At 31.8% G+C, this 24,419-nt stretch carries 19 protein-coding genes; 8 read left to right on the plus strand and 11 right to left on the minus strand.

Annotated features, from left to right (window positions below; translation table 11 throughout):
• The first annotated feature begins 236 nt into the window (after positions 1-236).
• The 5 genes from AC1EUV_RS07425 to AC1EUV_RS07445 all read left to right on the plus strand — a co-directional run bounded on the left by AC1EUV_RS07425 (position 237) and on the right by AC1EUV_RS07445 (position 4,546).
• Positions 237-2,507 (plus strand): aminotransferase class III-fold pyridoxal phosphate-dependent enzyme, encoded by a 2,271-nt coding sequence (locus AC1EUV_RS07425; RefSeq protein ID WP_480198045.1) that lies wholly within the window; start codon positions 237-239, stop codon positions 2,505-2,507.
• Positions 2,508-2,513: 6 nt separating this feature from the next.
• Positions 2,514-3,206 (plus strand): cyclase family protein, encoded by a 693-nt coding sequence (locus tag AC1EUV_RS07430; protein ID WP_480198046.1) that lies wholly within the window; start codon positions 2,514-2,516, stop codon positions 3,204-3,206.
• A 65-nt stretch (positions 3,207-3,271) separates the two neighbouring features.
• On the plus strand, positions 3,272-3,583 hold the full coding sequence (locus AC1EUV_RS07435) for a YbjQ family protein (protein WP_480198047.1): 312 nt from the start codon (positions 3,272-3,274) through the stop codon (positions 3,581-3,583).
• A 3-nt stretch (positions 3,584-3,586) separates the two neighbouring features.
• The gene (locus AC1EUV_RS07440; protein WP_480198048.1) at positions 3,587-3,712 is read left to right on the plus strand and encodes a hypothetical protein; all 126 of its coding nucleotides are present in this window, start codon (positions 3,587-3,589) and stop codon (positions 3,710-3,712) included.
• Between the two features lie 33 nt (positions 3,713-3,745).
• On the plus strand, positions 3,746-4,546 hold the full coding sequence (locus AC1EUV_RS07445; RefSeq protein WP_480198049.1) for a TIGR00266 family protein: 801 nt from the start codon (positions 3,746-3,748) through the stop codon (positions 4,544-4,546).
• A gap of 28 nt (positions 4,547-4,574) precedes the next feature.
• Here AC1EUV_RS07445 and AC1EUV_RS07450 read toward each other — a convergent pair whose 3' ends face one another.
• The 6 genes from AC1EUV_RS07450 to AC1EUV_RS07475 form a co-directional block, all read right to left on the minus strand.
• On the minus strand, positions 4,575-5,264 hold the full coding sequence (locus tag AC1EUV_RS07450) for a DUF4369 domain-containing protein (RefSeq protein WP_480198050.1): 690 nt from the start codon (positions 5,262-5,264) through the stop codon (positions 4,575-4,577).
• Positions 5,265-5,341: 77 nt separating this feature from the next.
• Positions 5,342-6,652: a DUF819 family protein gene (locus tag AC1EUV_RS07455; protein ID WP_480198051.1), complete on the minus strand. Its 1,311-nt coding sequence runs from the start codon at positions 6,650-6,652 to the stop codon at positions 5,342-5,344.
• 9 nt (positions 6,653-6,661) lie between these two features.
• Positions 6,662-9,193, minus strand: a complete 2,532-nt coding sequence (locus AC1EUV_RS07460) for a M14 family metallopeptidase (RefSeq protein WP_480198052.1) — start codon at positions 9,191-9,193, stop codon at positions 6,662-6,664.
• Between the two features lie 34 nt (positions 9,194-9,227).
• Complete coding sequence (locus tag AC1EUV_RS07465) at positions 9,228-11,450, minus strand: DUF5916 domain-containing protein (RefSeq protein ID WP_480198053.1); 2,223 nt, start codon at positions 11,448-11,450, stop codon at positions 9,228-9,230.
• Positions 11,451-11,501: 51 nt separating this feature from the next.
• The gene (locus tag AC1EUV_RS07470) at positions 11,502-11,672 is read right to left on the minus strand and encodes a type II toxin-antitoxin system antitoxin (protein WP_480198054.1); all 171 of its coding nucleotides are present in this window, start codon (positions 11,670-11,672) and stop codon (positions 11,502-11,504) included.
• Between the two features lie 110 nt (positions 11,673-11,782).
• Positions 11,783-12,643, minus strand: a complete 861-nt coding sequence (locus AC1EUV_RS07475; RefSeq protein ID WP_480198055.1) for an SPFH domain-containing protein — start codon at positions 12,641-12,643, stop codon at positions 11,783-11,785.
• Positions 12,644-12,757: 114 nt separating this feature from the next.
• Between AC1EUV_RS07475 and AC1EUV_RS07480 the strand changes: the two genes are divergently transcribed.
• Positions 12,758-13,540 (plus strand): S1/P1 nuclease, encoded by a 783-nt coding sequence (locus AC1EUV_RS07480; protein ID WP_480198056.1) that lies wholly within the window; start codon positions 12,758-12,760, stop codon positions 13,538-13,540.
• Between the two features lie 4 nt (positions 13,541-13,544).
• Here the strand turns inward: AC1EUV_RS07480 and AC1EUV_RS07485 are convergent, their stop codons facing one another.
• Entirely contained in the window at positions 13,545-16,997 is a 3,453-nt protein-coding gene (locus tag AC1EUV_RS07485; protein ID WP_480198057.1) for a pyruvate carboxylase, read from the minus strand.
• Between the two features lie 23 nt (positions 16,998-17,020).
• A complete protein-coding gene (locus AC1EUV_RS07490) occupies positions 17,021-18,082 on the minus strand; it encodes a hypothetical protein (RefSeq protein ID WP_480198058.1) in 1,062 nt (353 codons plus the stop codon).
• A gap of 300 nt (positions 18,083-18,382) precedes the next feature.
• Between AC1EUV_RS07490 and AC1EUV_RS07495 the strand changes: the two genes are divergently transcribed.
• Positions 18,383-19,081 carry a M15 family metallopeptidase gene (locus AC1EUV_RS07495; RefSeq protein WP_480198059.1) on the plus strand — a complete coding sequence of 233 codons (699 nt, stop codon included), beginning with the start codon at positions 18,383-18,385 and terminating at the stop codon, positions 19,079-19,081.
• A gap of 38 nt (positions 19,082-19,119) precedes the next feature.
• On the opposite strand, the gene AC1EUV_RS07500 is transcribed toward AC1EUV_RS07495, so the two are convergent.
• A complete protein-coding gene (locus AC1EUV_RS07500) occupies positions 19,120-20,772 on the minus strand; it encodes a serine hydrolase (RefSeq protein ID WP_480198060.1) in 1,653 nt (550 codons plus the stop codon).
• A gap of 136 nt (positions 20,773-20,908) precedes the next feature.
• Here AC1EUV_RS07500 and AC1EUV_RS07505 point away from each other — a divergent pair, with 136 nt between their 5' ends.
• On the plus strand, positions 20,909-21,664 hold the full coding sequence (locus AC1EUV_RS07505) for a hypothetical protein (protein ID WP_480198061.1): 756 nt from the start codon (positions 20,909-20,911) through the stop codon (positions 21,662-21,664).
• Positions 21,665-21,763: 99 nt separating this feature from the next.
• Here the strand turns inward: AC1EUV_RS07505 and AC1EUV_RS07510 are convergent, their stop codons facing one another.
• A complete protein-coding gene (locus AC1EUV_RS07510) occupies positions 21,764-22,306 on the minus strand; it encodes a hypothetical protein (RefSeq protein WP_480198062.1) in 543 nt (180 codons plus the stop codon).
• Between the two features lie 126 nt (positions 22,307-22,432).
• Positions 22,433-24,361: a molecular chaperone HtpG gene (gene htpG, locus AC1EUV_RS07515; RefSeq protein ID WP_480198063.1), complete on the minus strand. Its 1,929-nt coding sequence runs from the start codon at positions 24,359-24,361 to the stop codon at positions 22,433-22,435.
• Positions 24,362-24,419: the final 58 nt, after the last annotated feature.

Raw genomic sequence — 24,419 nt, forward strand, 5'->3', positions numbered from 1 at the left:
TTACTAAAACTTTTAAACATTTTAGAATAACTAAATATATAAATTTTATACTATTTACATATTTCAGCCTTAAAAACTTAAAAGTTGGGTCCTTTTAGTTAAACTTATAAGTTCATAAAATAGTAACTACAAATAAAAATGAATGAAGTTCATTACTTCAGATTTCTCCTAATTAAAATCCACATCCTTTACTTACCTTTGATTTATAATAAATAATTACACAACAGTCTTGTAGCATGCAAAAACTTTTACAAGAACATTTTAAACTTCATACTCCTAAAATAAAAAAACTTAATGGTTACAATAATATTAACTATTTGGTTGAAGAAAATGAAGTAAAATATATATTTAAAACCTATCCTTTCAATAAAAAATTACTCGACATAGTATATGCCGAAAATGAAGCGTTACTACACCTTCAAGATTTATCACAAGACACCTTTCCTAAGCCAATACTTTTTAATGATGGTAAATTTATAAAAGTCCTAGAGGTAGATGGAAAAGCAACTATTTGCAGAATGCTTTCCTACTTAGAGGGAGATTTTTTAGGCGATTCAGAAGCAAGAGAAGAACTGATCGCTTCACTAGGTACTTTGCTAGCTCAAATGGATATTCATTTACAAAAGTTCACAAATTACACTTACAAAGCAAGACAATGGGAATGGGATTTACAGTATCTGCAACTAAACGAAAAATATATTAATTATATCCCTAATACTGATAACAGAAATGTGGTTAGATACTTTATGCAACAATTTCAAGAAAATGTGCTACCAGTTGCATCCAAATTACGTAAGCAAATCATTTATAATGATGCCAACGAATGGAACTTACTAGTAAAAGATAATAGTATATGTGGTATAATAGATTTTGGTGACATAGCTCATTCATTTCTTATTAATGAAGTAGCAATTGCTATTACTTATATATGCTACGATAAAGAAGAGCCCTTACAATGGGCCTCTAGACTTCTTAAATCATACCATAATGTATTGCCTTTGCAAGAAAAAGAAATACAAGTATTGTATTATTTGATCGCAGCTAGATTATGTATAAGTGTTTGTAATTCTGCACATTCGAAAAAAGAAAACCCAGAAAATGAGTATGCAACAGTAAGTGAAAAGAATGCTTGGTCTATGCTACACAAGTGGCTTGCAATTGGTCCTATTGCTACCGAATATAGTTTTAGAAGAGCTATTGGTCTATCTATACCAAGAGTAGTATCAATAGAAGAAAAACTGAAAAAACGCCACAAATATATAAGCCCAATTTTATCGGTTAGTTATGAACAGCCAATTTCAATAGAGCGGTCAGCATTCCAATATATGTATGATTCATACGGAACAACCTTTTTAGATGCATATAATAATATTCCTCATGTAGGACATTCACACCCTAAGGTAGTAGCAGCTGGGCAACAACAAATGGCGAAATTAAACACCAATACACGGTATTTATATGATTTACTACCAAAGTATGCAGAAAAATTATTGTCTAAGTTTCCTGACTCATTAAATAAGGTCTTTTTTGTAAATTCTGGCAGTGCTGCTAGCGATCTAGCTTTACGTTTAGCTCAAACTCATACGAGAAAAAAGAAAATTATGGTTATGGAGCATGGTTATCACGGCAACACCCAATTGGCAATGGACATTAGTGACTATAAATTCAGTAATAAAAAAGGCCAAGGTCAAAAAAATTATATTTTAAAAACAGCCATTCCAGATAGATATAGAGGAAAATACTCTAAAAATGATATTGATGCTGGTAAACTATATGCAATCGAAGCTATTAAAAGTATAGAACAATCTGAAAACAAAATAGCTGCATTTATTAGCGAACCGATAGTAGGATGTGGCGGACAAGTACCATTGGCTAAAGGTTATTTAAAAGAAATTTATCCAGTAATTAGGGCTCAAGGCGGAATCTGTATCAGTGATGAAGTACAGACAGGTTTTGGTCGTTTAGGAGATCATTTTTGGGGATTCGAAGCACAAGATGTAGTGCCAGATATTGTAATAGTTGGGAAACCTATGGGTAATGGTCATCCTATGGGTGCTGTAATTTGTACAAATAAAATAGCAGAATCTTTTGCTCAAGGTGTTGAGTTTTTTAGCTCTTTTGGCGGTAATCCTGTTTCATGCGCTATCGGTTTAGCCGTTCTTGATGTAATCGAAAAAGAAAAATTACAACAAAATGCTAAAGTTGTAGGTGACTATTATATGAATCTTTTTAAAGATTTGAAGAAAAAATATACTTGTATTGGTGATGTAAGAGGTTCAGGGTTATTCATAGGCATTGAGATTATCAAAAATGATAAATTACAACACAACACTAAACTAGCTCAACATATAAAGAATGAATTAAGAAACAGAAACATTCTTATTAGTACCGATGGACCTTATAATAATGTATTAAAAACCAAACCTCCATTGTGTTTTACAAAAGAAAATGCAAACACGGTTGTTGAAAATATAAACAGTATTTTAAAAATTACTTTAAAAGGTTAACCGATTATGGTAGAAATCATTGATCTAAGTCAAGAAATTTATGAAGGCATGCCCATTTATAAGGACTTGCCTCAAGTAAAAATGACTATCCACAATACACACGAAGAATGGGACGGTATTCAGAACCCTATAACAAAAACACCAGCTGTTTATAAATTAGAATTAGGAGAACATACTGGGTCGCATGTAGACGCCATTAATCATATGGAAGATAAACACATTGGCAAATCAATAGATACTATGCCTCTATCTATGTTTTACACCAAAGGTATTTGTTTAGATTTTTCTTACAAAGGTTTACAAGAACTGATCGAACCAAACGAAATTGAAGATTTACTCAAAAAAAACAATCTAAAAATTAAAGAAGGATCTACCTTATTATTCTATACTGATCATTATAGAAAACATTTTAATACTAAAAATTGGAGCAAAGGCCCAGGTTTATCAATAGCTTCTGCAGAATACTTGGCTGAAAAGAAAATTGCAGCTTTTGGCGTTGAAACCATGTCTCCTGGCGTACCAGGAATCTCAAATAAAAAAGTACATCATATTTGTGGTGATTGCGGGTTTACACATTATGAAAACCTAATCAACCTACATCAATTAATAGGGCGTGGTGAATTTCAATTTATTGGCTTACCCTTAAAAATTAGAGGTGGTACTGGTTCTCCGGTAAGAGCTGTGGCAGTTTTTGAATAACTGTTATTGTAACAAAATCTCAAAATTGACAACTAATAATTATATTAATCAAAAAACAACTAACTATGATCATTTCAACAACCGAAACCATTCCCAATAAAGAAATTACTGAAATTTTAGGCATTGCACGCGGTAGTACAGTTAGAGCCCGAAATATTGGTCGTGACTTTTTCGCAGGCTTAAAGAATATTGTTGGCGGTGAAATTGAAGAATACACAAAACTGCAGGCTCATGCAAGAGAACAAGCTATGCAACGTATGACACAAGATGCTAAACGTATGGGCGCTGATGCCATTGTTAACGTTCGCATTACTACTGCAATGGTTATGCAAGGCGCAGCAGAAATATTAGCCTACGGAACGGCAGTTAAATTTTAATTTATGGAAACAATCGCAGGATTATTATACGGTCTCATTTGGGTAGCTATAGGTATTACGCTTATTTACCTAATTGTTAGACGTATACAAATCAAAGAAACTGAAGATTTTGAAGAAAGAGATAATTAATTAACAAAAAATAACCTTATATAAATCAACAACATGACAGCACACGAAATAGATTACGAAATATACGGCGAAGAAATGCAGTATGTCGAAATAGAATTAGATCCACAAGAAGCTGTAATAGCAGAATCTGGAGGCTTTATGATGATGGAAGATGGTATTAAAATGGATACCATTTTCGGAGATGGTTCGGGTCAAACGCAAGGCATCTTAGGTAAATTATTTTCGGCAGGAAAACGAGTTTTAACTGGTGAGAGTTTGTTTATGACTTCCTTTTTAAATATTGGTCAAGGCAAAAAGAAAATATCATTTGCATCACCTTATCCAGGGAAAATTATTCCTTTAGACCTAACTAAGTTTGGCAATAAATTCATCTGTCAAAAAGATGCTTTTTTGTGTTCTGCAAAAGGTGTATCAATTGGTATAGAGTTTTCTAAAAAATTAGGTAGAGGTTTGTTTGGTGGTGAAGGATTTATCATGCAAAAATTAGAAGGTGATGGTATGGCTTTTATGCATGTAGGTGGTACGGTAGCCAAAAAAGAATTACAAGCTGGTGAAGTTTTAAAAGTAGATACTGGTTGTATTGTTGGTTTTGACAATACCGTTAATTATGACATCGAATTTGTAGGTGGTATTAAAAATACCGTATTTGGTGGTGAAGGGTTATTCTTTGCTACATTACAAGGACCTGGAACAGTATATGTACAATCATTACCATTTAGTAGGTTAGCTGGTAGAGTGATTGCCTCGGCTCCTAGAACAGGTGGAAAAGATAGAGGTGAAGGAAGTATACTCGGTGGTCTTGGAGATATTCTAGATGGTGACAATAGATTTTAACTAAAAAATCCCACTTAAGCGGGATTTTTTATTCTTTATTTTTTATCTCTTTTATATACTTATCTAACTCTTTACCATATTTAGACTCTTTTACTTTTTCCGATAATGAATTATTAACCGTATCCAATAGTTTGATATTGGCATTATATAATTCAGTTAAAGCCAAATATGGTGCAATTTCAGCATCAGCGTTCTTGACAGCAAAATTTGCGGTATAATAATATCTACGCTTCAACAAACTATTTGATAATTTTAAAATTGAATCTCGTTTGATAGAGTCATTTTTTGATTCAAAATCTGCCTTGATTAAGTCTAAGTTTTTATTCTTAAACTTGTCAATCATTTCCTTATAATCCTCCAAAAGTTGTTGGTTTTTTTGACCAGAGATATCTGCAGAGAAAATAAACTTATCTAATTTGGTATTGATTGTGATATCTCCCTTGTCACCAAAAAACAATATACTCTTTTCCTTATTATCTCCTAGTGATAAGAAATAGATTTCCGGGCTTTCTAATTTATCTGAAAGAGAAAAAGTACTAACACCGTCCAACGTAACAGAATCAACAGCAACGAAAGTTGTGTCTACTTGCTTGTGTAAATACAATGTTCCTTTTTTTAATCCTTTTACCTCACCGCTCACAAACATATTACTCTTCTTATCGCTAGAACAAGCAATGAAAAATAATACAATACCACACCTGAATATTAGATCCTTCATATTCTCTTTTTAATGGATGCGAATATATATATTTTATGGATTTCTACCTACAGCGGAATGACAAAAGTGATTTCTAATTACCCTCCAGAAGCAATTTGCATTAAAATTGTACAACCGATAGCAGCTACCGTACCAATTGCATAACCAAATACAGCCAATAAAACACCAACTGTAGCTAGAGAAGGGTGAAAAGCTGCTGCAACAACTGGTGCTGACGCCGCTGCGCCAACGTTAGCTTGACTACCTACTGCTAAAAAGAAATATGGTGCCTTTATAAGTTTGGCAACTATTATTAAAAGTATGGCATGAATCGCCATCCAAATTACACCAACTGCTATCAAACCTAAATTATCAAAAACTCCTTTTAAGTCCATTTTCATTCCAATTGTAGCAACTAAGATGTATATAAATACACTTCCAAGTTTACTTGCGCCAGCTCCTTCATACATTTTAACTTTTGTATACGATAATAATATTGCTATTGTTGTAGCGATACTTATCATCCAAAAAAATTGCGAGCCTAAAAACGTGAATATATTCTTAGTTGTTTCAGATTCAATACCTCCAACTACATTACTAAAAAATTTACTCAAATAATCAGCTCCAAAGTGAGCCACACTAACTGAACCGAATGCGACTGCTGCAATAATCATAAAATCACTTAAGCTAGGTTTTCGTTCTACTTTCTTAGCATAAGTTGAAACCTTTTCTTTTAATTTTTCAATTGCCGAAGTATCCGATTTAAGCCATTTATCTATTCTAGCAGATTTACCAATACCTATTAGTAACAATGCCATCCAGATATTAGCTACTACAATATCTACCAATACCATAGCTCCAAATTTATCTTGATTGTATCCATAAATTTCTAACATGGCAGCTTGATTAGCCCCTCCACCAATCCAGCTTCCAGCTAAAGTAGACAAGCCTCTCCATACCGCATCTGGTCCTGCTCCACCAACTGTTTCTGGTGAAAAAAAAGAAATAACTAATATTGCAATCGGTCCCCCAATTATAATACCTATGGTACCAGTAAAAAACATTGCTAATGCTTTCCAACCCAAATTAAAAACAGCCTTTAAATCAATACTTAAGGTCATCAACACCAAAGCTGCAGGTAATAAATACCTACTTGCCATAAAATATAAATTAGATTTGTGTTTAGTAACCTCACCAACTTCATTTATAGCTTCCCAATCGGGTGCTATTAAACCAACTGCTGTAAAAATTGCGGGTAACATATACGCCATAAACAGAGCGGGTATAATGCTATAGAATTTTTTCCAAAAACCCTCTGTCTTTGATGATGTATAAAAAATAAAGCCTAAAGCGATCATTAAGAGTCCAAAAACAATGGTATCTTTTGTAAATAAAGGTGTGGTATCCATAAAATTATTTTATTGCCCTACTAAAAATACGGCGTTACTAAAAGCTAACTTTCCATTTTCCCAAAAACTTCTGAACAATGGATTATCTGCAAGGTATATCACTTCTCCACCACCTATAGATTCTATGCCAAATACTAATGATTTATCAACATTTTTTAAAGCATTGGCACCAGCAAAACCACTTACCTGATCAGCTTTATCTTTTATAACACTTACATTTTGACCATCTTTTAAATATGCATAATGATTATTATTTAAACGTAGCGTATGATAACTTTTATCATAGCCAAACCCAAGCGGGTTTGTATTATCCATAGTTGCTTTAAAAATACTTCCTGTAATTAGGTTAGAAATTGATTGTCGCTCAAGATTATCAAAAGCTTCTAATTCTAGTTTTTCTTTTCGTTCTTTTTCTTTTTTCTCTACAGCTTTCTTTTCTTCATCATCTTTAAACTTAGACAACTTGAATTCCTTACTATCTGCAAATTTGTTAAGAGCTCTATCTATAGCAATTAAACGCCCTCCTTTTTGCACCCAAGCTTTTAATGATTTTAATTTTTTTTCATTTAGAAAACTACCATATGCGCCATTTGGCAATATCAAGACATTATACTTATCTAAATTGATTGAACTAAAATAATCGACATCTAAAACTGTAACAGGATAATTAAGTTGCTGCTCAAAGAAATGCCAGATTTCACCAAAACTCAACGTAGAAACTCCACTTCCAGAAAGCAGAGCTACCCTAGGAGGTTTGATATAACGAACTGTGGCAGAACCAAAGTCTTTTCCTTTTGAAACCATCCCAGATGATACAGCATTTAGATTTCTGCCATATTTGTTAGCAGCCTCTCTAACAATTACATCAAATTGATCACCTAACTTTTCATTACCTGTTCTAGTTATAATTAATGATCCAGCTTTATAATCTTTGTTATTTATAGAAAAAGGAAGACTTGAAACGCGTGCTTTTACTTTGTTCTTTAATAAATATCCTAAAAAGGTGGCATCTTCTACACTATTCCATTTCGAAAGGTAAGCATATGGTTTTTCTACTCCGTCAACTTTTCCAGCTAAAGTAATAGCATCAACTTCATTAGTAGCAATAATATTAGATAAGGCATAAGCTTTTAGACCTCTAGCATAAGGTAAAGACCAAGCTGTGATATCATACGTTAGAGAATCTCTTAATTTAGCTTGTGGTTCAAATAAAGATTTTACCAAATTTGATTTTGGTTGATTCATATTAATTACCAAATCAGTATTTGAAAGTTTAATTGATTTATTCTTATTAGACTGATAGTCAAATCCTTTTACAGAAGACGTTGAACTAGAAATTCCATACTTAATCTCATGTCTATCTAATAATTTTCGTAAACTATTGATTTTATCAATATCGTTTGAATCACTTATTACGAAGCTTTTGTACTTCCCTTTAGGGTTATGTTTAGCCTCATTAAAATAATCTTTAAACTCACTTTTCAGTTTGTCTGAATTTTTCGATGCGGTTTCTATAGTTGAAAGCCCAGTTGTATAATGATGCAGAATTCTATCCTTTAAAGTTAGTTCGCCTCCTTCTGAAGTTGTAATCCCCAAACCAGCTCTACCATGACCTGCTTGTTCATACGTCATACCAATAGCACCATTAAATGTGGGATATGTATCGCCATAACTAGGATATAAGAGATCAAACCATTCTTTGGTAAAATAAAGCCATCCATTTTTATCAAAATATTTAGCGTGATTTTTACCAATTGTTTTCTGAAAATCTCGTTGATAATCTGTAATCACTTCATGATAAGGTTCTGCTGCTGGCGCAAAATAATAAGGATTATCTACTCCTTGTTCATGGAAATCTACATGAATATGAGGCATCCACTTATTATATTGTTTAATACGTTCTTGAGATTCTATTTGAGAACCCCAAGCCCAATCTCTATTTAAATCAAACATATAATGATTTGGTCTACCACTTAACCAAGCCTCATGGTGTTCTTTAGAGTCTGGATTTTTATTATATGGAAAGTTACCATATTGGTTAAACCAATTCGCATAACGATCTCGACCATCTGGATTAATACATGGATCTATAATAACTATTGTATTCTCTAACCATTTTTTAGTTTCTTCATTCTTAGGATCAACAAGAGAATATAAAGTTTTCATAGAAGCTTCAGTACTCGATGCTTCATTACCATGCACATTATAACTTAACCAAACTATAGCAATATCTTCGATAGCTGCACCTTCTAAAATACCTGTAGTTCTAAGATGATTTTGTCTAAGTTCTTCAAGCTTTTCAAAATTCTCAGGAGCGGTTATAAAAGCTAAATATAAAGGTCTCTTTTCGTACGTCTCTCCATATTTCTCTAATTTCACATTGCTATTATTTTCAGCAACATATTTAAAATAATCAACCACTTGATGGTGTCTTGAAAAACGATCACCTAATTCATAACCTAAAAATTCTTTAGGTGATTTGGTTTGAGAGAAAACTGAAATTGAAAGAAATATGACAAATAAACTAGTTATTTTTTTCATTATAAATTTGAGTTAAGTGTTCAAATATATTGAATTATATATTTAGCCAATAGGTAAATTTTAAAGTGATTGACCTTACCTTCGGGGCAAAGGAGTTTACAAAGTAATTATCATTATAAACAATAAATAAGTCAGACAGTGATTTAAAACGCCATTGTAATCGACTATTGATTCCTAAATTATCTCTCTGGTTACTATACTGAACTAAAGTTGTCCAGAATAATTTTTTATTAAAAGTAACATCAAATCTTGGACCAACCAGCCAAATTGAAGCATCAGGATAAGGCTCTGGCAAATTAATCTCATCGTAATTTATTTGTGCTGAAGCAACAAAATAAGGCTGAATTCTCAAATTGAGGTTTCCTTGAAAAGAAAACTTAGTTCCGTTATAAAATGTACCATAAGACGGTTCTATATTATATGAAAACCTCTTTCTTTGATCAGATCTATATTCAATTCTATATTCAGTATAATCATATTCAGAATTTTCTGGTAATTCAATAGCATCATCAGAACCTGTAGGATCAAAGCTACCATCTATTAATTTAGTGTATCTATGGCTTATTGAAGCAGATAATTGAGACTGGTCTTTAAAACTACCTTCCCATTGAATTCTATTAAACCTATCTGACACTCCAAAATTCAAGGCATCTGGTCTAAAAAATATAATAGGAAGAACAGAAAAACTATGTCTATTAAAAACGCCCTTCTTAGGCCAAATATTCACTCCAACATCTAGGATTGCCTTAAACATATCTGTCCGCCTAACAAAACCTAATTCTGATCTAAAATCATCACCTATGTAAACCCCGCTTAAACGTAAATTAAAATACCTGCTGTTATATTCTGTAGAAGCTCCAGCAGAATAATCTTTATCTTCAGAATTTGGTGTAAAAGACTTATGTAAGTAATATTTTCCTGTCCATGTATTATCTTTCGATGCTAAATTATAATCTAAGCCTATAACTCTGTTATATGTATTATTATTTGTTTCATCATCATTATCATTTAAAAAATCATAATCCTTAGTTGCTTGTTTATTAATAAATAAAAAGCTTAGGTTTGAACGGCTAAACATCTTATGTTGTAATGCAACAACTGTATTATTTGTAGCTGCAATTTCATTGGATTCATCTTCTTCGGTTTGCATATTTAAGAAGCCTACCCTAAAATTATTATTAAGCTTACCGCTTAAGCGAGCGCCCGCCAGAATTCCATTTTCTATTGTTTCGCCATCTATATCTTCTGCGATTCCAATTCGTCGCGAAAAAAAAGTTCGCGACTCTCTAAAATCTCCAAAGCTTCCGAAAAGATCACTATTTTCTATAAAAAATTGACGTCTTTCTGGTAAAGCTATGCTAAACCTCGTTAAATTGGTTATTTGACGATCTACTTCTACCTGTGAAAAATCCGGGTTAATCGTTAAGTCAAGATTTAGGCTATTGCCAATAGTAAATTTCGCGTCACCACCTACTTTAAAATCTGTATCATCTGTATTCTCTTCTAAATCTTGTAATACACTAGTATTTATATATGGAACTATTGACACTGGTGATTTAGACTTACCTAGTGGTCTTTCAAAATGCATATCACCCATATAAGCCAAGTTGAAAATAAATTGATTTCGGGGAATTTGGATCCATGTATTTATTTCATTATCCTGAGTGTCAAAATGATAACTATTAAAACGCCATTTAGTTTCACCTTCTCTATACTTAAATGCATACAATGGAATCTTCCACTCACAAATATAATAGCCATCATACATTTCTGATTCTCCTTCCCACTTTACATCCCATGCTCCATCAAAATCCCTTGGACTGGTTCCTCCTCCAGATAATAACATCTCTCTAAGCACACCATAAGGATTTGAACCAAAAATAAAAGAATTAGTAGCGTCATTAAATGTGTCAAATAGTAATGTTATATTATCATTTCCACCCGCTCTAAAATCTCTACGCAAGGAAGGAACAACATAATTGTCACCCGCTGCATATACTTTTATGCCAACATATAAATTTTCATCATCAAATAACATTTTAATTTCTGTCTGTGCTTTAGCTTGTAAAGAATCAGTAGGGAATTGCTGCCAAAAATTAGTAGCAATATCAGCTGATTGCCATACTTCTTCATCTAAAGAAGCATCAACATTTATCGATGAATTTATGTACTTAACAGTAAATTGTTTTTGCGCATTAACGCCAAAAATAATAAGTAATAAAGCTATGTTTAGACATAGCTTGTAGGTTTGTTTCATTCCACTAATTGACTTGCGTCAAATATAGAATAATTAAGTGTTAAAGAATTCTTAATTATCTTGATCTTTTTTCTTGGGGTCTCGTTTGACCTGTTTTAAACTTTGATTCAGCATCCATTCTATTTGTCCATTAGTACTGCGGAATTCGTCTGAAGCCCATTTTTCAATTGCCTTAAGCATTTCTTCATTAATTCTAAGTGCGAATGCCTTTTTCTTTGCCATGTTAAAATGAAGTTACTAATTTATTTATAAGTAGCTTAAAATCTTTTATTACACTTGCTATTATTGTTTCTAACAGAGTTTTTTCACTTTTAAACATTAATTATATTCTTCTATTGATTTAAAGTTCCTGTATTTAATACTGGCGATGCGTCTTTATCTCCGCATAGAATAACCATTAGATTACTTACCATTGCAGCTTTACGCTCTTCATCTAAATCAACAATTTCTTTTTTCCCCAATTCTTCTAAAGCCATTTCCACCATACTAACCGCACCTTCTACAATTTTATGTCTTGCAGATACAATTGCAGTAGCCTGTTGACGCTTAAGCATTGCATTTGCTATTTCTTGTGCATACGCCAAATAACCTATACGAGCTTCCAGAACTTCAATACCAGCTATAGATAAACGTTCTTCCAATTCCTTTTCAAGAGTTTCACTTACTTCATTCACACTAGAACGAAGCGTAATATCTTCGTCATGACCTTCATCAGCAAAATTATCGTATGGGTACATACTCGCTAATTTACGTACAGCAGCATCAGTTTGAACTCTTACAAAATTTTCATAATTGTCTACATCAAAAGCGGCTTTGTAAGTATCTAATACACGCCACACCAATATGGTACTAATCATGATTGGGTTACCTAATTTATCATTTACCTTTAAACGTTCACTATCAAAATTACTAGCTCTAAGCGATACCTTCTTTTTTGTGTAAAAAGGATTTACCCAATAAAACCCATTCTTTTTAACAGAACCTACATATTTTCCAAATAATAATAAAACTCTTGAATTGTTAGGCTGAACCATAATAAAGCCAGGAACTAAAAAAATTGCCAGCAATATTAGTAAGATGAATCTTGGATTCTTAAATGCAATCAGAGCCAAAACTCCTCCAAAAAATAGAATTAAAAAAATAAATAACATTAAGTAACCATTTGAAGGGATAATTGTTTTTTCCTGTTTCATGTTTATTGATTTTAATATGATATTATTATGATATCACAAAGATATAATAAAAAAAATAACATTTACAAATTTTTTAACATACTTATTTTATATTTTAGCGAAAATTTAGAATTCATGAGGTTATCTATTATATTGTTTTTCATTTATCTATTTATAAACCCTAACACTTCATTCGCTAATGATATTTGGGGTCCTACTGGACATAGAGCTACAGGTGAAATAGCAGAAAAACATCTCAAAAGAAGTGCGAAAAAGAAAATAGAAAAGCTATTAAATGGTCAAAGTCTTGCTTTTGTATCTACCTACGCCGACCAAATCAAATCTGACAGAAAATACAATGATTTTTACACTTGGCATTACGTAAATATGCCATTTGATAAAACATATCCAGAATCTAAAAAAAACACTAATGGAGATTTAGTAACCGGTATCAATAAGTGTATTTCAGTATTAAAAGATAAGAACAGTTCAAAAGAGGAAAAGGCATTTTATTTAAAAATGTTAGTGCATTTGGTTGGTGATTTACATCAACCTATGCATATCGGTAGGGCTGAAGACAAAGGTGGTAATACAATTCAAGTACAATGGTTTGGCAGAGGAACTAATTTACATAGAGTTTGGGATGAAAATATGATAGATGAGTGGGAAATGAGTTATAAAGAACTTGCTGATAATACAGATGACTTAACTAAAGAACAAGTAAAGAGCATGCAAAAAGGAAATGTAATTGACTGGGTACACGACACTAGAAAACTGACCATTCCAGTTTATGAATCTGTAAAAGTTGGTGAAAATTTACGCTATCGTTATTCTTACGATCATTTTAAAACTGTAAGACAACAGTTACAAAAAGGTGGCGTCCGTTTAGCTAAACTTTTAAATGATATTTTTAGCTAAATTATTATTCTAACGTCATCACCAAGTCATCTTGCATTACCATAGAACCTTGGGTTAACGTTATTGATTTTACTTTACCACTTTTAGTTGCGGTAACTGTCGTTTCCATTTTCATAGCTTCAATAACGAATAGCGGGTCATTTTCTTTTACTTTTTGACCTTGTTTAACTAACGTTTTATAAAGCAGTCCTTGTAGTGGCGCTCCAATTTCATTATCGATATCAACAACTGCTTTTTTGTTTTCTATCTTTTGAATATCTAACGATTTATCCTTAATTTCTACATATCTATTTTCACCATTTACTTTAAAGAATACTATGCGAATACCTTCATCATTTGGTTCACCTACTGAAAGCAATTGCACTAAAACGGTTTTACCAGGTTGCAATTCAACCATAATTTCTTCTCTCGGCTCCATACCATAAAAGAAATTCTTAGTTGGTATAGTGGCAACATTTGCATAATTCTTATAAAATTCATGTGCTTGTTCAAACACTTTGGGATACAAACTATATGATAAAAAATCTTCAAATTCTATTGGACGTGAAAATCCTTTCTGGAATTTCTTTTCAAAGACTTTATATTCCTTATCAAAATCTATCGGTTTTAAATGTGAATTTGGTCTATTCTTGTAAGATTTTTTATTCTTTAAGATTACTTTCTGCAATTTTTTCGGAAAACCTCCAACCGGTTGCCCCAAGTCACCTTTAAAGAAATTAATAACTGATTCTGGAAATGAAATTTCTTCCCCACGTTCTAATACATCTTGAGGAGTTAAGTCATTGGTAACCATAAAAATTGCCATATCACCTACAACTTTAGAACTTGGTGTCACTTTAATTAAATCTCCGAAAAGATCGTTGACTTCGCCATACATTTTCTTTACCTCGTCAAATCGATCTCCTAAGCCTAAAGCTTCGGCTTGTGGGCGAAGATTTGAGTACTGACCTCCAGGGATTTCATGTTTGAACACTTCTGCTGTTCCAGATTTTAATCCAGACTCAAAAGGATAATAATATTCTCGAATATCTTCCCAATAATTAGAAAATTCATTCAACTTTTCAATATCATAATCATGCTCTCGTTTATGATACTTCATCATTTCAACTACAGAATTAAAATTAGGTTGAGAAGTTAGGCCAGATAATCCGCCTAAAGCAACATCAACAACATCTACACCTGCCTCAATCGCTTTTAAATAGGTAGCAGATTGTAATGAAGATGTATCGTGTGTATGCAAATGGATTGGTAGATTGACAGTATCTTTTAGTGCTTTAACCAATTCTGTAGCCGCATATGGTTTTAACAAACCAGCCATATCTTTTATAGCTATCATATGAGCTCCCGCATTTTCTAGATCTTTAGCTAATTGAGTATAATATTTTAGATTGTATTTTGTATTCTCTTTGTCTAAAATATCTCCTGTGTAGCTAATGGCTGCTTGCGCAATTCCTCCAGTTTGTTTTCTCACATAATTAATGCTCGGCTCCATTGCTCTTACCCAATTTAAGGAGTCAAAAATCCTAAAAAGATCAATTCCATTTTCCCAAGATTTAACTATAAATTCTTCAATCAGATTATCAGGATAAGCCGTGTACCCTACTCCGTTTGATCCTCTGAGTAACATCTGAAACAGTATATTTGGAATCACCCTTCTCAACGTTCTTAAACGTGTCCATGGGCTTTCATGTAAAAACCGTAAGCAAACATCAAATGTTGCACCTCCCCACATTTCCATACTAAACGTATTAGAGTGATTTTTGGCAAAACTCTCGGCTACTTTTAACATATCATAAGACCGCATCCTAGTTGCCAATAAAGATTGATGAGCATCTCTAAATGTAGTATCGGTAAAATGTATTTTCTTTTCTTTTTGTAACCACTTACAAAATTTTTCAGGTCCTAATTCGAGTAGCATATCTCTAGTACCTTTAGGATATTCCCCAAAAGGTATGAAATCAGGGACTTTTGCAGCTCTGAGCTCCTTATTTGAATTAACAAACTTTACATCTGGATTGCCATTAACAATTATTTCACCTAAAAAGTTAGTGAGCTTTGTTGTTCTATCTTGAGGCAATTGAATTTTAAATAGCGAAGGTGTATTCTGAATAAAATTAACCGTCACCTTTCCTTCTCTAAAGGTATTATGTTGAATTACATTCTGTAAAAAACGAATATTAGTCTTTACACCTCGTATTCTAAATTCTTTTAAAGCTCTCACCATTTTACGAGTTGCACCGTCTAAAGTTCTGCCATGAGCAGATACTTTAACTAACATTGAATCAAAAAATGGACTAATCTTTGAGGCTTGATATACGCTACCAGCATCTAATCGAATGCCCATGCCAGCAGCACTTCTATAGGTAGTTATGGTGCCATAATCTGGTGTGAAATTATTCTCAGGATCTTCTGTTGTGATTCTACACTGCAACGCAAATCCATAGGTAGATAATGATTTTTGATCGTATATTTTAATTTGCTTGTCAGATAATTTATAATCACCAGCTATGAAAATTTGTGTTTTTACAAGATCAATACCTGTCACCATTTCAGTAACAGTATGCTCTACTTGGATACGCGGATTTACTTCAATAAAATAAATATTGTTTTGATTATCGACTAAAAACTCTACAGTACCTATGTTATTATAGCTTACCTCTTCTGCAATTGCTACTGCATAATTATACAGATTTTGCTTTAATTCGTCAGACAACCCAAAAGAGGGTGCAACTTCGATTACTTTTTGATGTCTCCGTTGCACTGAGCAATCACGCTCATGTAAATGACGAATTTCCCCATGATTATCTGCAACAATCTGAACTTCAATATGTTTAGGATCTTCTACATATTTTTCCAAAAACATAGTGTCATCTCCAAAAGCATTTAATGCCTCGTTTCTTGCTGAATCAAAATTTATCTCAAGTTCGTTTGCACTTCTAACAATACGCATACCCCTTCCTCCACCTCCTGAAGCAGCTTTTAACATTAAAGGATAACCTATCTTTTTAGCTTCAGACAATGCTACTTTAAGAAAAGATAATTCTTTTTTATTACTTTCAATAACTGGAACTCTACATTTAGAAGCAATTTTTTTAGCCGTTATTTTATCGCCCAATGCATCCATTACTTCTGGTTTTGGACCAATAAAAACAATACCGTTTTCAGCACATGCTCTGGCAAAATTTGAATTTTCTGAAAGGAATCCATAACCAGGATGAATGGCATCAACTCCCTTAGACTTTGCTAAACCAACAATCTCTTGAATATCTAAATAAGGTTTTAAGGGTTGGTCATTAGTGCCAATCTGGTAAGCTTCATCTGATTTATAACGATGCTGAGAGTAACGATCTTCGTACGTATAAATAGCCACCGTTTGAATATTTAACTCTGTACATGCTCTTAAAATTCTGATTGCTATTTCTCCTCTATTAGCAACAAGTATTTTCTCGATTTTCATTTTCTACAATTTTTTATGGCTGATTAACGAATAATATATGGATTTACATTTTTATAGTTTCTTACAATAAAATCAAGAGCACTCTCTAAAATATCTCCCATGTTTTTTGACTTTTTAAAATTTATATCAAAAGTCAAATCATATAGGCCTTTTTTTAACTCTTTTATTTTTTCTGGTGTTGAAATAGTATCATTTTTCATGCAATGCAATAGATTCTTTAAACGGTCATCTTCACTTGTAGCCCTTTTCGCTAATAACGAACGTTCTTCTTTTTTGTATTGCTCAATAGATTCCTCCTGTAAAATATTTGAGGTCATTTCTACCAACTTATTATTTTCCTTCAAGAACTGTGGCTTGTAAACTTTCGGATTACCCTCAAAATTTTGTTGATCAAAATCAATTGCTCTAATACGGTATTGTATTCTATCAAAATCATGTGTAAGAACCATAACATAATTATAAGAGCGCATATCACCCAATAACCTCACAAAGCTTCTCTCATTAAACTTTACAAACTCTTTAGCGATTGCTGCTTTATCTTGTTCAGAAATACTATCTAATTGCTCAGCTATAAAAGTATCGCCCGGTATACCGGAAATATGCTCTTCAATCAAAGTATCTTTATGTACCAAGAAATTAATGTGATTAGGTGAAAGCATGTGCTCTAGTTCCAATCCATAAATTCTTGAAGCATCAGCTGTTTTTACATAAAGATATATGTAATTGTCATTCAAGATATTTCGAACTTTGATACGAAAAGGTTTAGAGTTACCAAATGTGCAAAAGTCAATAGAGTCAATATTCAGAAATGGTAATATAGAATCACTACCATCAGCATGCAATATGGTGTACATCCTTTTTAAACTCAACTCAATCTCTGCACGCTCATGTTCTGCAAAATATGTGCTTATCCATAGTGTATCGTTACCGTCTTTATCATAAATTTCTACGGCCCCTTGAAAACGCAAAAGATCATCATAATAAATAGGAATCTTAATATTTCTACTATGCTCTGTGAGGTAATTTGAAAGCTGCTCCGTAATTGGAAATGCAGGCTTTTTCTTAGACATTAGCTTTTCATCCATAGCACTTAAAGATAGAATGAATTGCTGTAAAAACAAAAACAATATTAATTATTAATTGAGTAAAGAGTTAGGAATTTACAACTGACAGTTGTTTCTTAATAGATCTCTAAAGTTTTGAATTATTTAAACGCTTATAATTAACAGAGTATTGAATTATGTTAAGGTTAACTAATAACATAGAGCTGAAAAGTACTATTTTAATTTGTTTATTTTTAAATTATAATCTATAGTCCGTGTTAAAATATAATTAAAAGTTTTTCGTTACATTAGCTACAGAATAAACCCAAACTGAAACCCATAATGAAAAAGCTAGGCTATATAAAGGCTTTATTGCTAGTTACTATTATAAATTTTGCAACTGTTGGTTATACACAGCAAGCATTAAATGACATGCCAGATGGATTTGTATATGCCAAGGAAGTGATTCCTAATCTACGTTCTGACATGCGTTACTATTCTTCTAATAATTTTATTGGAAAGCCAGTTGAAGGTTATATTCAACCTAAAATTATTTTAACTAAAAAAGCAACTGAAGCATTACAAAATGTACAAAGTGAATTAGAAAAATTAGGCTTTGGTTTATTGATTTATGACGCATATAGACCACAACAGGCTGTAGACCATTTTGTGAAATGGGCAGAAGATTCTACAGATACAAAAATGAAGGAAAAGTACTATCCAAATATTGATAAAAAGGATTTATTTAACCAGCAATATATTGCAAAAAAGTCTGGTCATAGCCGTGGTAGTACTGTAGACTTAACAATAGTTTCTTTAACTACAGGACATATTTTAGATATGGGAGGTACTTATGATCTTTTTGATGATAAATCTTCGATCGACTATCCGAATATTACTAGAAATCAACGTGCAGTTCGTTTATTGTTAAAACGAAGAATGGAAAAGCATGGTTTTAAATCGCATCCGAAAGAATGGTGGCATTTTACTCTAAAAGATGAACCATATAAGGATAAATATTTTAATTTTCCAGTTCAGTAAAAAATAAAAAGCCGCTCAAATGAGCGGTTTTTTTATTTCTAATTTTTACGTTTTGCTGGTATTTGTTGTCCATTTTGATACAAAATCAATGAATTGTATTTTCCAATATCGTCTTTTATAAATTCAACTTGTGCGTTTACTACCTTTAAAAAGAATTTTGTATTTGACTCAGCAAATAACTGATTTTTTGGTTGACCAGTTGCTTGAGTGTATAATTTTTCATTTTCTAATGTCATAACTAAGTTAAATCCTGGCTGCAATTCAAATATACCAACATAATTTTCTAAAACTGATGTAGCAACTTCAATTTCTATACGATCGGCAGGTATTTCTTTATCAGTTTCTTTACCAATGTTTTCTCCGTTATTAGTAATCATCGTTACTTGCCTCTTACCAGCATCATCTATCGAAAAGTTATAAGATATAGTAACATCATCAAATATAAATTGAGTTTCAGATATAGGATAAATAAGAAATTTCTGGTTTTCATCTCTTTGACTATACAATTTACCCTCCTTAAAAGTAATATAACGCATAGCTCCATCCACAAAAGCGTAAGCACCAGTCCATTTTTTCAACTTTTCTTCAGAAAGTTTAATATCATCTTTAATACTAGGGTAAGCCTTACCAATAGCAGCTGCAGCTACTAAATTAGTAACAGACCCTATATTATTACAGCTACAATTTGTTAACCCAATTACATATACATCTTCGTCTTGCAAATAAATTCCATTAGTAGAATAACCAAAAATACCTCCACTATGTGTATACCCTTTAGAGCCTTTTATATTCGCTTTTCCCCAACCATAACCGTAACTAATTTCTTCACCACTATTTAGTTTAGACCCATTAATAGCTTTAACCAACGTTTCTTTTTTAATCAAATTATTATCTCGCAACGCATTTTGCCACTTCAATAGATCATCGACGGTAGACATTAACGATCCTGCTGCATAGGGTAATGTTAAACTTAAATAATCTGCATTTCTATAACCTTTATCATTCTGCATATACCCACTAGCACGATTCTTAACCAACTCAACCATACTACCATACCTGGAATTTGACATTCCTAGTATTTTAAAAATATGATCTTCTATAAAATTTTCGTAAGTATCTTCGGTAACAACCTCAATGATATGACCTAATAAAATATACCCAGAATTGTTATATAAAAACTTTTCCCCAGGCTCAAAATCCATCGGCTCGTTTTTAAAGTAAGAAATGATTTCAACTGGACTCATATCATTTCTAGCTAAACTATCTAACTTCATAGAAGTATAGCTCTTAATACCAGAAGTATGATTTAATAAATGATGAATGGTAATCTTTCTACCGTTAGTAGGATAATCTGGTATAAACTTTATGATTTCATCCTCCACACTTAGCTTACCCTGTTCTTCTAACATTAAAATTGCAACTGCAGTAAATTGTTTAGTAATGGAAGCCAATTCAAAGACGTTTTCCGGCTGCATAACCACATCTAATTCTAAATTAGCTTTACCAAAGGCTTTTCTATAGATTGGTTTTCCTTCTTTAGCAACTAAGAGTGCAACACCTGGCATATCATCTTTAAAATTTTGTTTTATTATTTCATCAATTTGTTGTTCTAAATTTTGGGCACTTAAAGAAAAAATAAATGCAAAACTGAATAAAAGAATTGTGGTTTTTTGTTTGATAAAAAGCTTCATAATTAGTTTGTGATTTTTATATATGATGTTTAGTCAAAATAGTAAGTTACAATATATAATTTTTAGGTGGGAATTTTTACAATCAAGTTGTTATATAATTGATTGAAACTATATATAAAATATTAAAAAACATAATATGATTAAAAAACTTACACTCTTACTTATAACCTGTAGTTTTATTTTTCTTTCATTCTCAGATGAAAAAATTTCTAAAACCTATTGGTATAAATCCACTAATAACAAAGGTTATATAAGTATTCAAAAGTATAATAGTAGTTCTGCGAATCCAATTCTAAAGACTACTGTTAAAGCAATTTTTGATAATGAAAAGTTAGATTTTTCATTGGCTACAATTTCAGATTCGAAAAAATTAGCAAACGCTTCAAAAATTAAATTTAACGGTACTATAGACTCTAATATGGATCCTGTGGTATACACTGGTGAGCGCGTAAAACACAATACAAGTGCTTCTTATTGGAATTTTACTGGTGATTTTAAAAATGAAATTACTACTGATAATGAAGTAAATCAATTTTTAGATCCAAATCATAAAACTATGATTCGAATGCCGTCACACACTATACCATCTTTTAATGTATGGGCTATCGTACCAAAGCTACCTTTCAGTAAAAAAGAAGGCACATTTAAGTTCAATTCTTTAGATGAAACGAAACTATATGTAAGAAAGAATCAAACTATTAATTACTTAGGTAAATTTTCTACAGATGTTAATGGTGAGACCAAAAAATTACACAAGTTTGTTCACCAAGGTAAGAAAATGAAATCTGCTTATTATTGGGTAAACGAAAACAGAGAGTTAGTAAAGATTTTACTAGACGAAGAATTTGAGTTTATATTAAGCACTAAAAAAGAAGTTTTAGGTTCTAGATAATAGCATACCCTTCCGATTGATTATAAAAAAACCCTTAGCAAATTTGTTAAGGGTTTACTTTTGTTATATGAATGTTGATACCTAATTTATATCAATAAATCAGTCTATGAATTTTAAATTGTTAAATATGAAATCATGATCTTCTTTATAAGCATTATAATACTCCAAATCTGATGTACTATAAAAATGAAATAGTTTCCCTTGAAATTTAAAAAATTTATTCATTACTATTCTTACATTTCCATTCGATTTTGTCCGATATTCGTATATATATGTTTTACCATATCTAGTAGTATCAATAAGTATTTCTTGTTTTGTTAGATTGATGTTTTTGTGTTTATTAGTGCCTTCAAAATCTCTTTTAACAAATTCTTCCAATTCCATTGATATGTTTCCTTCATTCCAATAAAACACCTTAAGTCCATTATGGTAATACCCGCCTTCTCCCGCTAATGGTGTATACCCTTCATAATTATGGTTAAAAACTTTATGCCAATTTCGAGGTGTAATTACAATCAAACTATCTTTTAACTTGAACTCTCTTACTTTTCTTCCATCAACCATTTTGGTCTTATTATTTACTTTTTGGGAAGAGCAACTAACAAGAATAATAGAAATTGATAAAAATAAAATAATTCTCATATAATTTTTGATTTAAAAATAAATATAATATTCAAATAAGCAAAAAAAACACTTCAAAAACTTGAAATGTTTTTTTTCTTTATGAATTCCTTGATTAATGACAGAATGTTCCGCCCGCCAATGACATTATTTCATCAAATCAAAACTACGCTTTATAAAGTTAGTTAGATCTTCACCTTGCAATAAATTTTGAGATAATTTTGCTAAATCTAATGCTTGATTTACATATTCTTCTTTCTTTCCTTTAGCTTTTAAAATATTCTGCATCAAGTCATTATTAGTATTTACCACTAGATTGTACATCTCAGGAAAACCACCCATACCCATAAATCCACCACCTCCAGTTTGCTGCATTTCTTTCATTCTTCGCATAAACTCTGGCTGAGTGATGATAAACGGGTTTGCATTAGAATCTAAAGCTTCTAACTGCACTGTGTACTTTTCTTTTGGTACAATACCTTCAACAATCTCTTTTAATTTATTTTTTTCCTCATCTGATAATTTAGAGATTTGTTCATCATCCTTTTTGATCAAATTATCAATATGATCTGAATCTACACGTGCAAATTTGATTGGGAACTTCTCATCAGATAATTCAGTATTTTCACCTTCAATCTTTTGAATTAAATGTGGAACAATCGGCGAATCTAATACCAATACTTCATAACCTTTGTCTTTAGCTTGTTGAATATAACTATGCTGTTCTTCTGCATTACTTGCATATAACACTACTAAGTTTTTATCCTTATCAGTTTGTGCAGCTTTTAGTTTATCTTTTAATTCATCAAACGTAAAGTAAGAGCCATCTACTGTTGGATATAAAGTAAATTTTTGAGCTTTTTCATAAAATTTCTCTTCAGAAAGCATTCCATACTCAATAACAATCTTAATATCGTTCCATTTTTTTTCAAACTCTGCTCTGTCTTTCTTGAAAAGTGATTGTAATTTATCACCTACTTTTTTAGTGATGTAACTAGATATTTTCTTTACCGCACCATCAGCCTGTAAATAACTACGAGATACATTTAACGGAATATCTGGTGAATCAATCACACCACGTAACATTTGTAAGAAATCTGGCACAATACCTTCTACATTATCGGTTACAAATACTTGATTTTGATACAATTGAATTCTATCCTTTTGAATATCAAGATTAGTTGTCATCTTAGGGAAATATAGGATTCCCGTTAAGTTAAAAGGATAATCTACATTTAAATGAATATTGAATAAAGGTTCCTCAAACTGCATAGGATACAGCTCTCTATAGAACGATTTATAATCTTCATCTTTTAAATCAGCTGGTTTTGTTGTCCAAGCTGGATTTGGATTATTAATAATATTATCAACCGCTATTTTCTTTTGTGGCTCAGTAGTTTCTTTGCCTTCTTTATCTTTTGTAGTTTTTGGTGTATGATTTGGATCATCAACTTCTTTAGTACCAAACTTAATTGGTATCGGCATAAATTTATTATACTTAGTCAATAATTCACTAATTCTATGCTCTTCTAAAAACTCTGTTGAATCCTCGGCGATATGAAGAATGATCTCTGTACCTCTATCTTCCTTTTTGGTTTTCTTCAACGTAAATTCTGGAGAACCATCACATGTCCAATGCACAGCAGATTCTTTTTCTACATGTGATTTTGTAATGATTTCAACTTTATCAGCTACCATAAAGGCAGAGTAAAATCCTAAACCAAAGTGACCGATAATACCAGCATCTTTAGCGGCATCTTTATACTTATCTAAAAATTCTTCAGCTCCAGAAAAAGCAACTTCGTTTATATACTTTTGAACTTCTTCTTCACTCATTCCTAGACCTTGATCAATAATATGCAATTTCTTGCCATCTTTATCAATCTTTACTTCAATTTTAGGTTCACCAAATTCAGCTTTAGAATCACCTACTGAAGTTAAGTGCTTTAATTTTAATGTTGCATCTGTTGCGTTTGAAATCAATTCACGTAAAAAGATCTCATGATCTGAATACAAGAATTTTTTAATTAATGGAAATATGTTTTCGACTGAAACATTGATAGTTCCTTTTGCCATGATATATATTTTTAGTTTAAAATACCATTAAGTCAAAAAAAATACCAAAGGATTAATT

This window comes from Maritimimonas sp. 2304DJ26-3, from assembly GCF_056591635.1.

What these genes read in the sequence shown, in the direction of transcription:
- AC1EUV_RS07425 (WP_480198045.1), top strand. Translation starts at nt 237, where the DNA reads ATGCAAAAACTTTTACAAGAACATTTTAAACTTCATACTCCTAAAATA.
- AC1EUV_RS07430 (WP_480198046.1), top strand. Translation starts at nt 2,514, where the DNA reads ATGGTAGAAATCATTGATCTAAGTCAAGAAATTTATGAAGGCATGCCC.
- AC1EUV_RS07435 (WP_480198047.1), top strand. Translation starts at nt 3,272, where the DNA reads ATGATCATTTCAACAACCGAAACCATTCCCAATAAAGAAATTACTGAA.
- AC1EUV_RS07440 (WP_480198048.1), top strand. Translation starts at nt 3,587, where the DNA reads ATGGAAACAATCGCAGGATTATTATACGGTCTCATTTGGGTAGCTATA.
- AC1EUV_RS07445 (WP_480198049.1), top strand. Translation starts at nt 3,746, where the DNA reads ATGACAGCACACGAAATAGATTACGAAATATACGGCGAAGAAATGCAG.
- AC1EUV_RS07450 (WP_480198050.1), bottom strand. Translation starts at nt 5,264, where the DNA reads ATGAAGGATCTAATATTCAGGTGTGGTATTGTATTATTTTTCATTGCT.
- AC1EUV_RS07455 (WP_480198051.1), bottom strand. Translation starts at nt 6,652, where the DNA reads ATGGATACCACACCTTTATTTACAAAAGATACCATTGTTTTTGGACTC.
- AC1EUV_RS07460 (WP_480198052.1), bottom strand. Translation starts at nt 9,193, where the DNA reads ATGAAAAAAATAACTAGTTTATTTGTCATATTTCTTTCAATTTCAGTT.
- AC1EUV_RS07465 (WP_480198053.1), bottom strand. Translation starts at nt 11,450, where the DNA reads ATGAAACAAACCTACAAGCTATGTCTAAACATAGCTTTATTACTTATT.
- AC1EUV_RS07470 (WP_480198054.1), bottom strand. Translation starts at nt 11,672, where the DNA reads ATGGCAAAGAAAAAGGCATTCGCACTTAGAATTAATGAAGAAATGCTT.
- AC1EUV_RS07475 (WP_480198055.1), bottom strand. Translation starts at nt 12,643, where the DNA reads ATGAAACAGGAAAAAACAATTATCCCTTCAAATGGTTACTTAATGTTA.
- AC1EUV_RS07480 (WP_480198056.1), top strand. Translation starts at nt 12,758, where the DNA reads ATGAGGTTATCTATTATATTGTTTTTCATTTATCTATTTATAAACCCT.
- AC1EUV_RS07485 (WP_480198057.1), bottom strand. Translation starts at nt 16,997, where the DNA reads ATGAAAATCGAGAAAATACTTGTTGCTAATAGAGGAGAAATAGCAATC.
- AC1EUV_RS07490 (WP_480198058.1), bottom strand. Translation starts at nt 18,082, where the DNA reads ATGGATGAAAAGCTAATGTCTAAGAAAAAGCCTGCATTTCCAATTACG.
- AC1EUV_RS07495 (WP_480198059.1), top strand. Translation starts at nt 18,383, where the DNA reads ATGAAAAAGCTAGGCTATATAAAGGCTTTATTGCTAGTTACTATTATA.
- AC1EUV_RS07500 (WP_480198060.1), bottom strand. Translation starts at nt 20,772, where the DNA reads ATGAAGCTTTTTATCAAACAAAAAACCACAATTCTTTTATTCAGTTTT.
- AC1EUV_RS07505 (WP_480198061.1), top strand. Translation starts at nt 20,909, where the DNA reads ATGATTAAAAAACTTACACTCTTACTTATAACCTGTAGTTTTATTTTT.
- AC1EUV_RS07510 (WP_480198062.1), bottom strand. Translation starts at nt 22,306, where the DNA reads ATGAGAATTATTTTATTTTTATCAATTTCTATTATTCTTGTTAGTTGC.
- htpG (WP_480198063.1), bottom strand. Translation starts at nt 24,361, where the DNA reads ATGGCAAAAGGAACTATCAATGTTTCAGTCGAAAACATATTTCCATTA.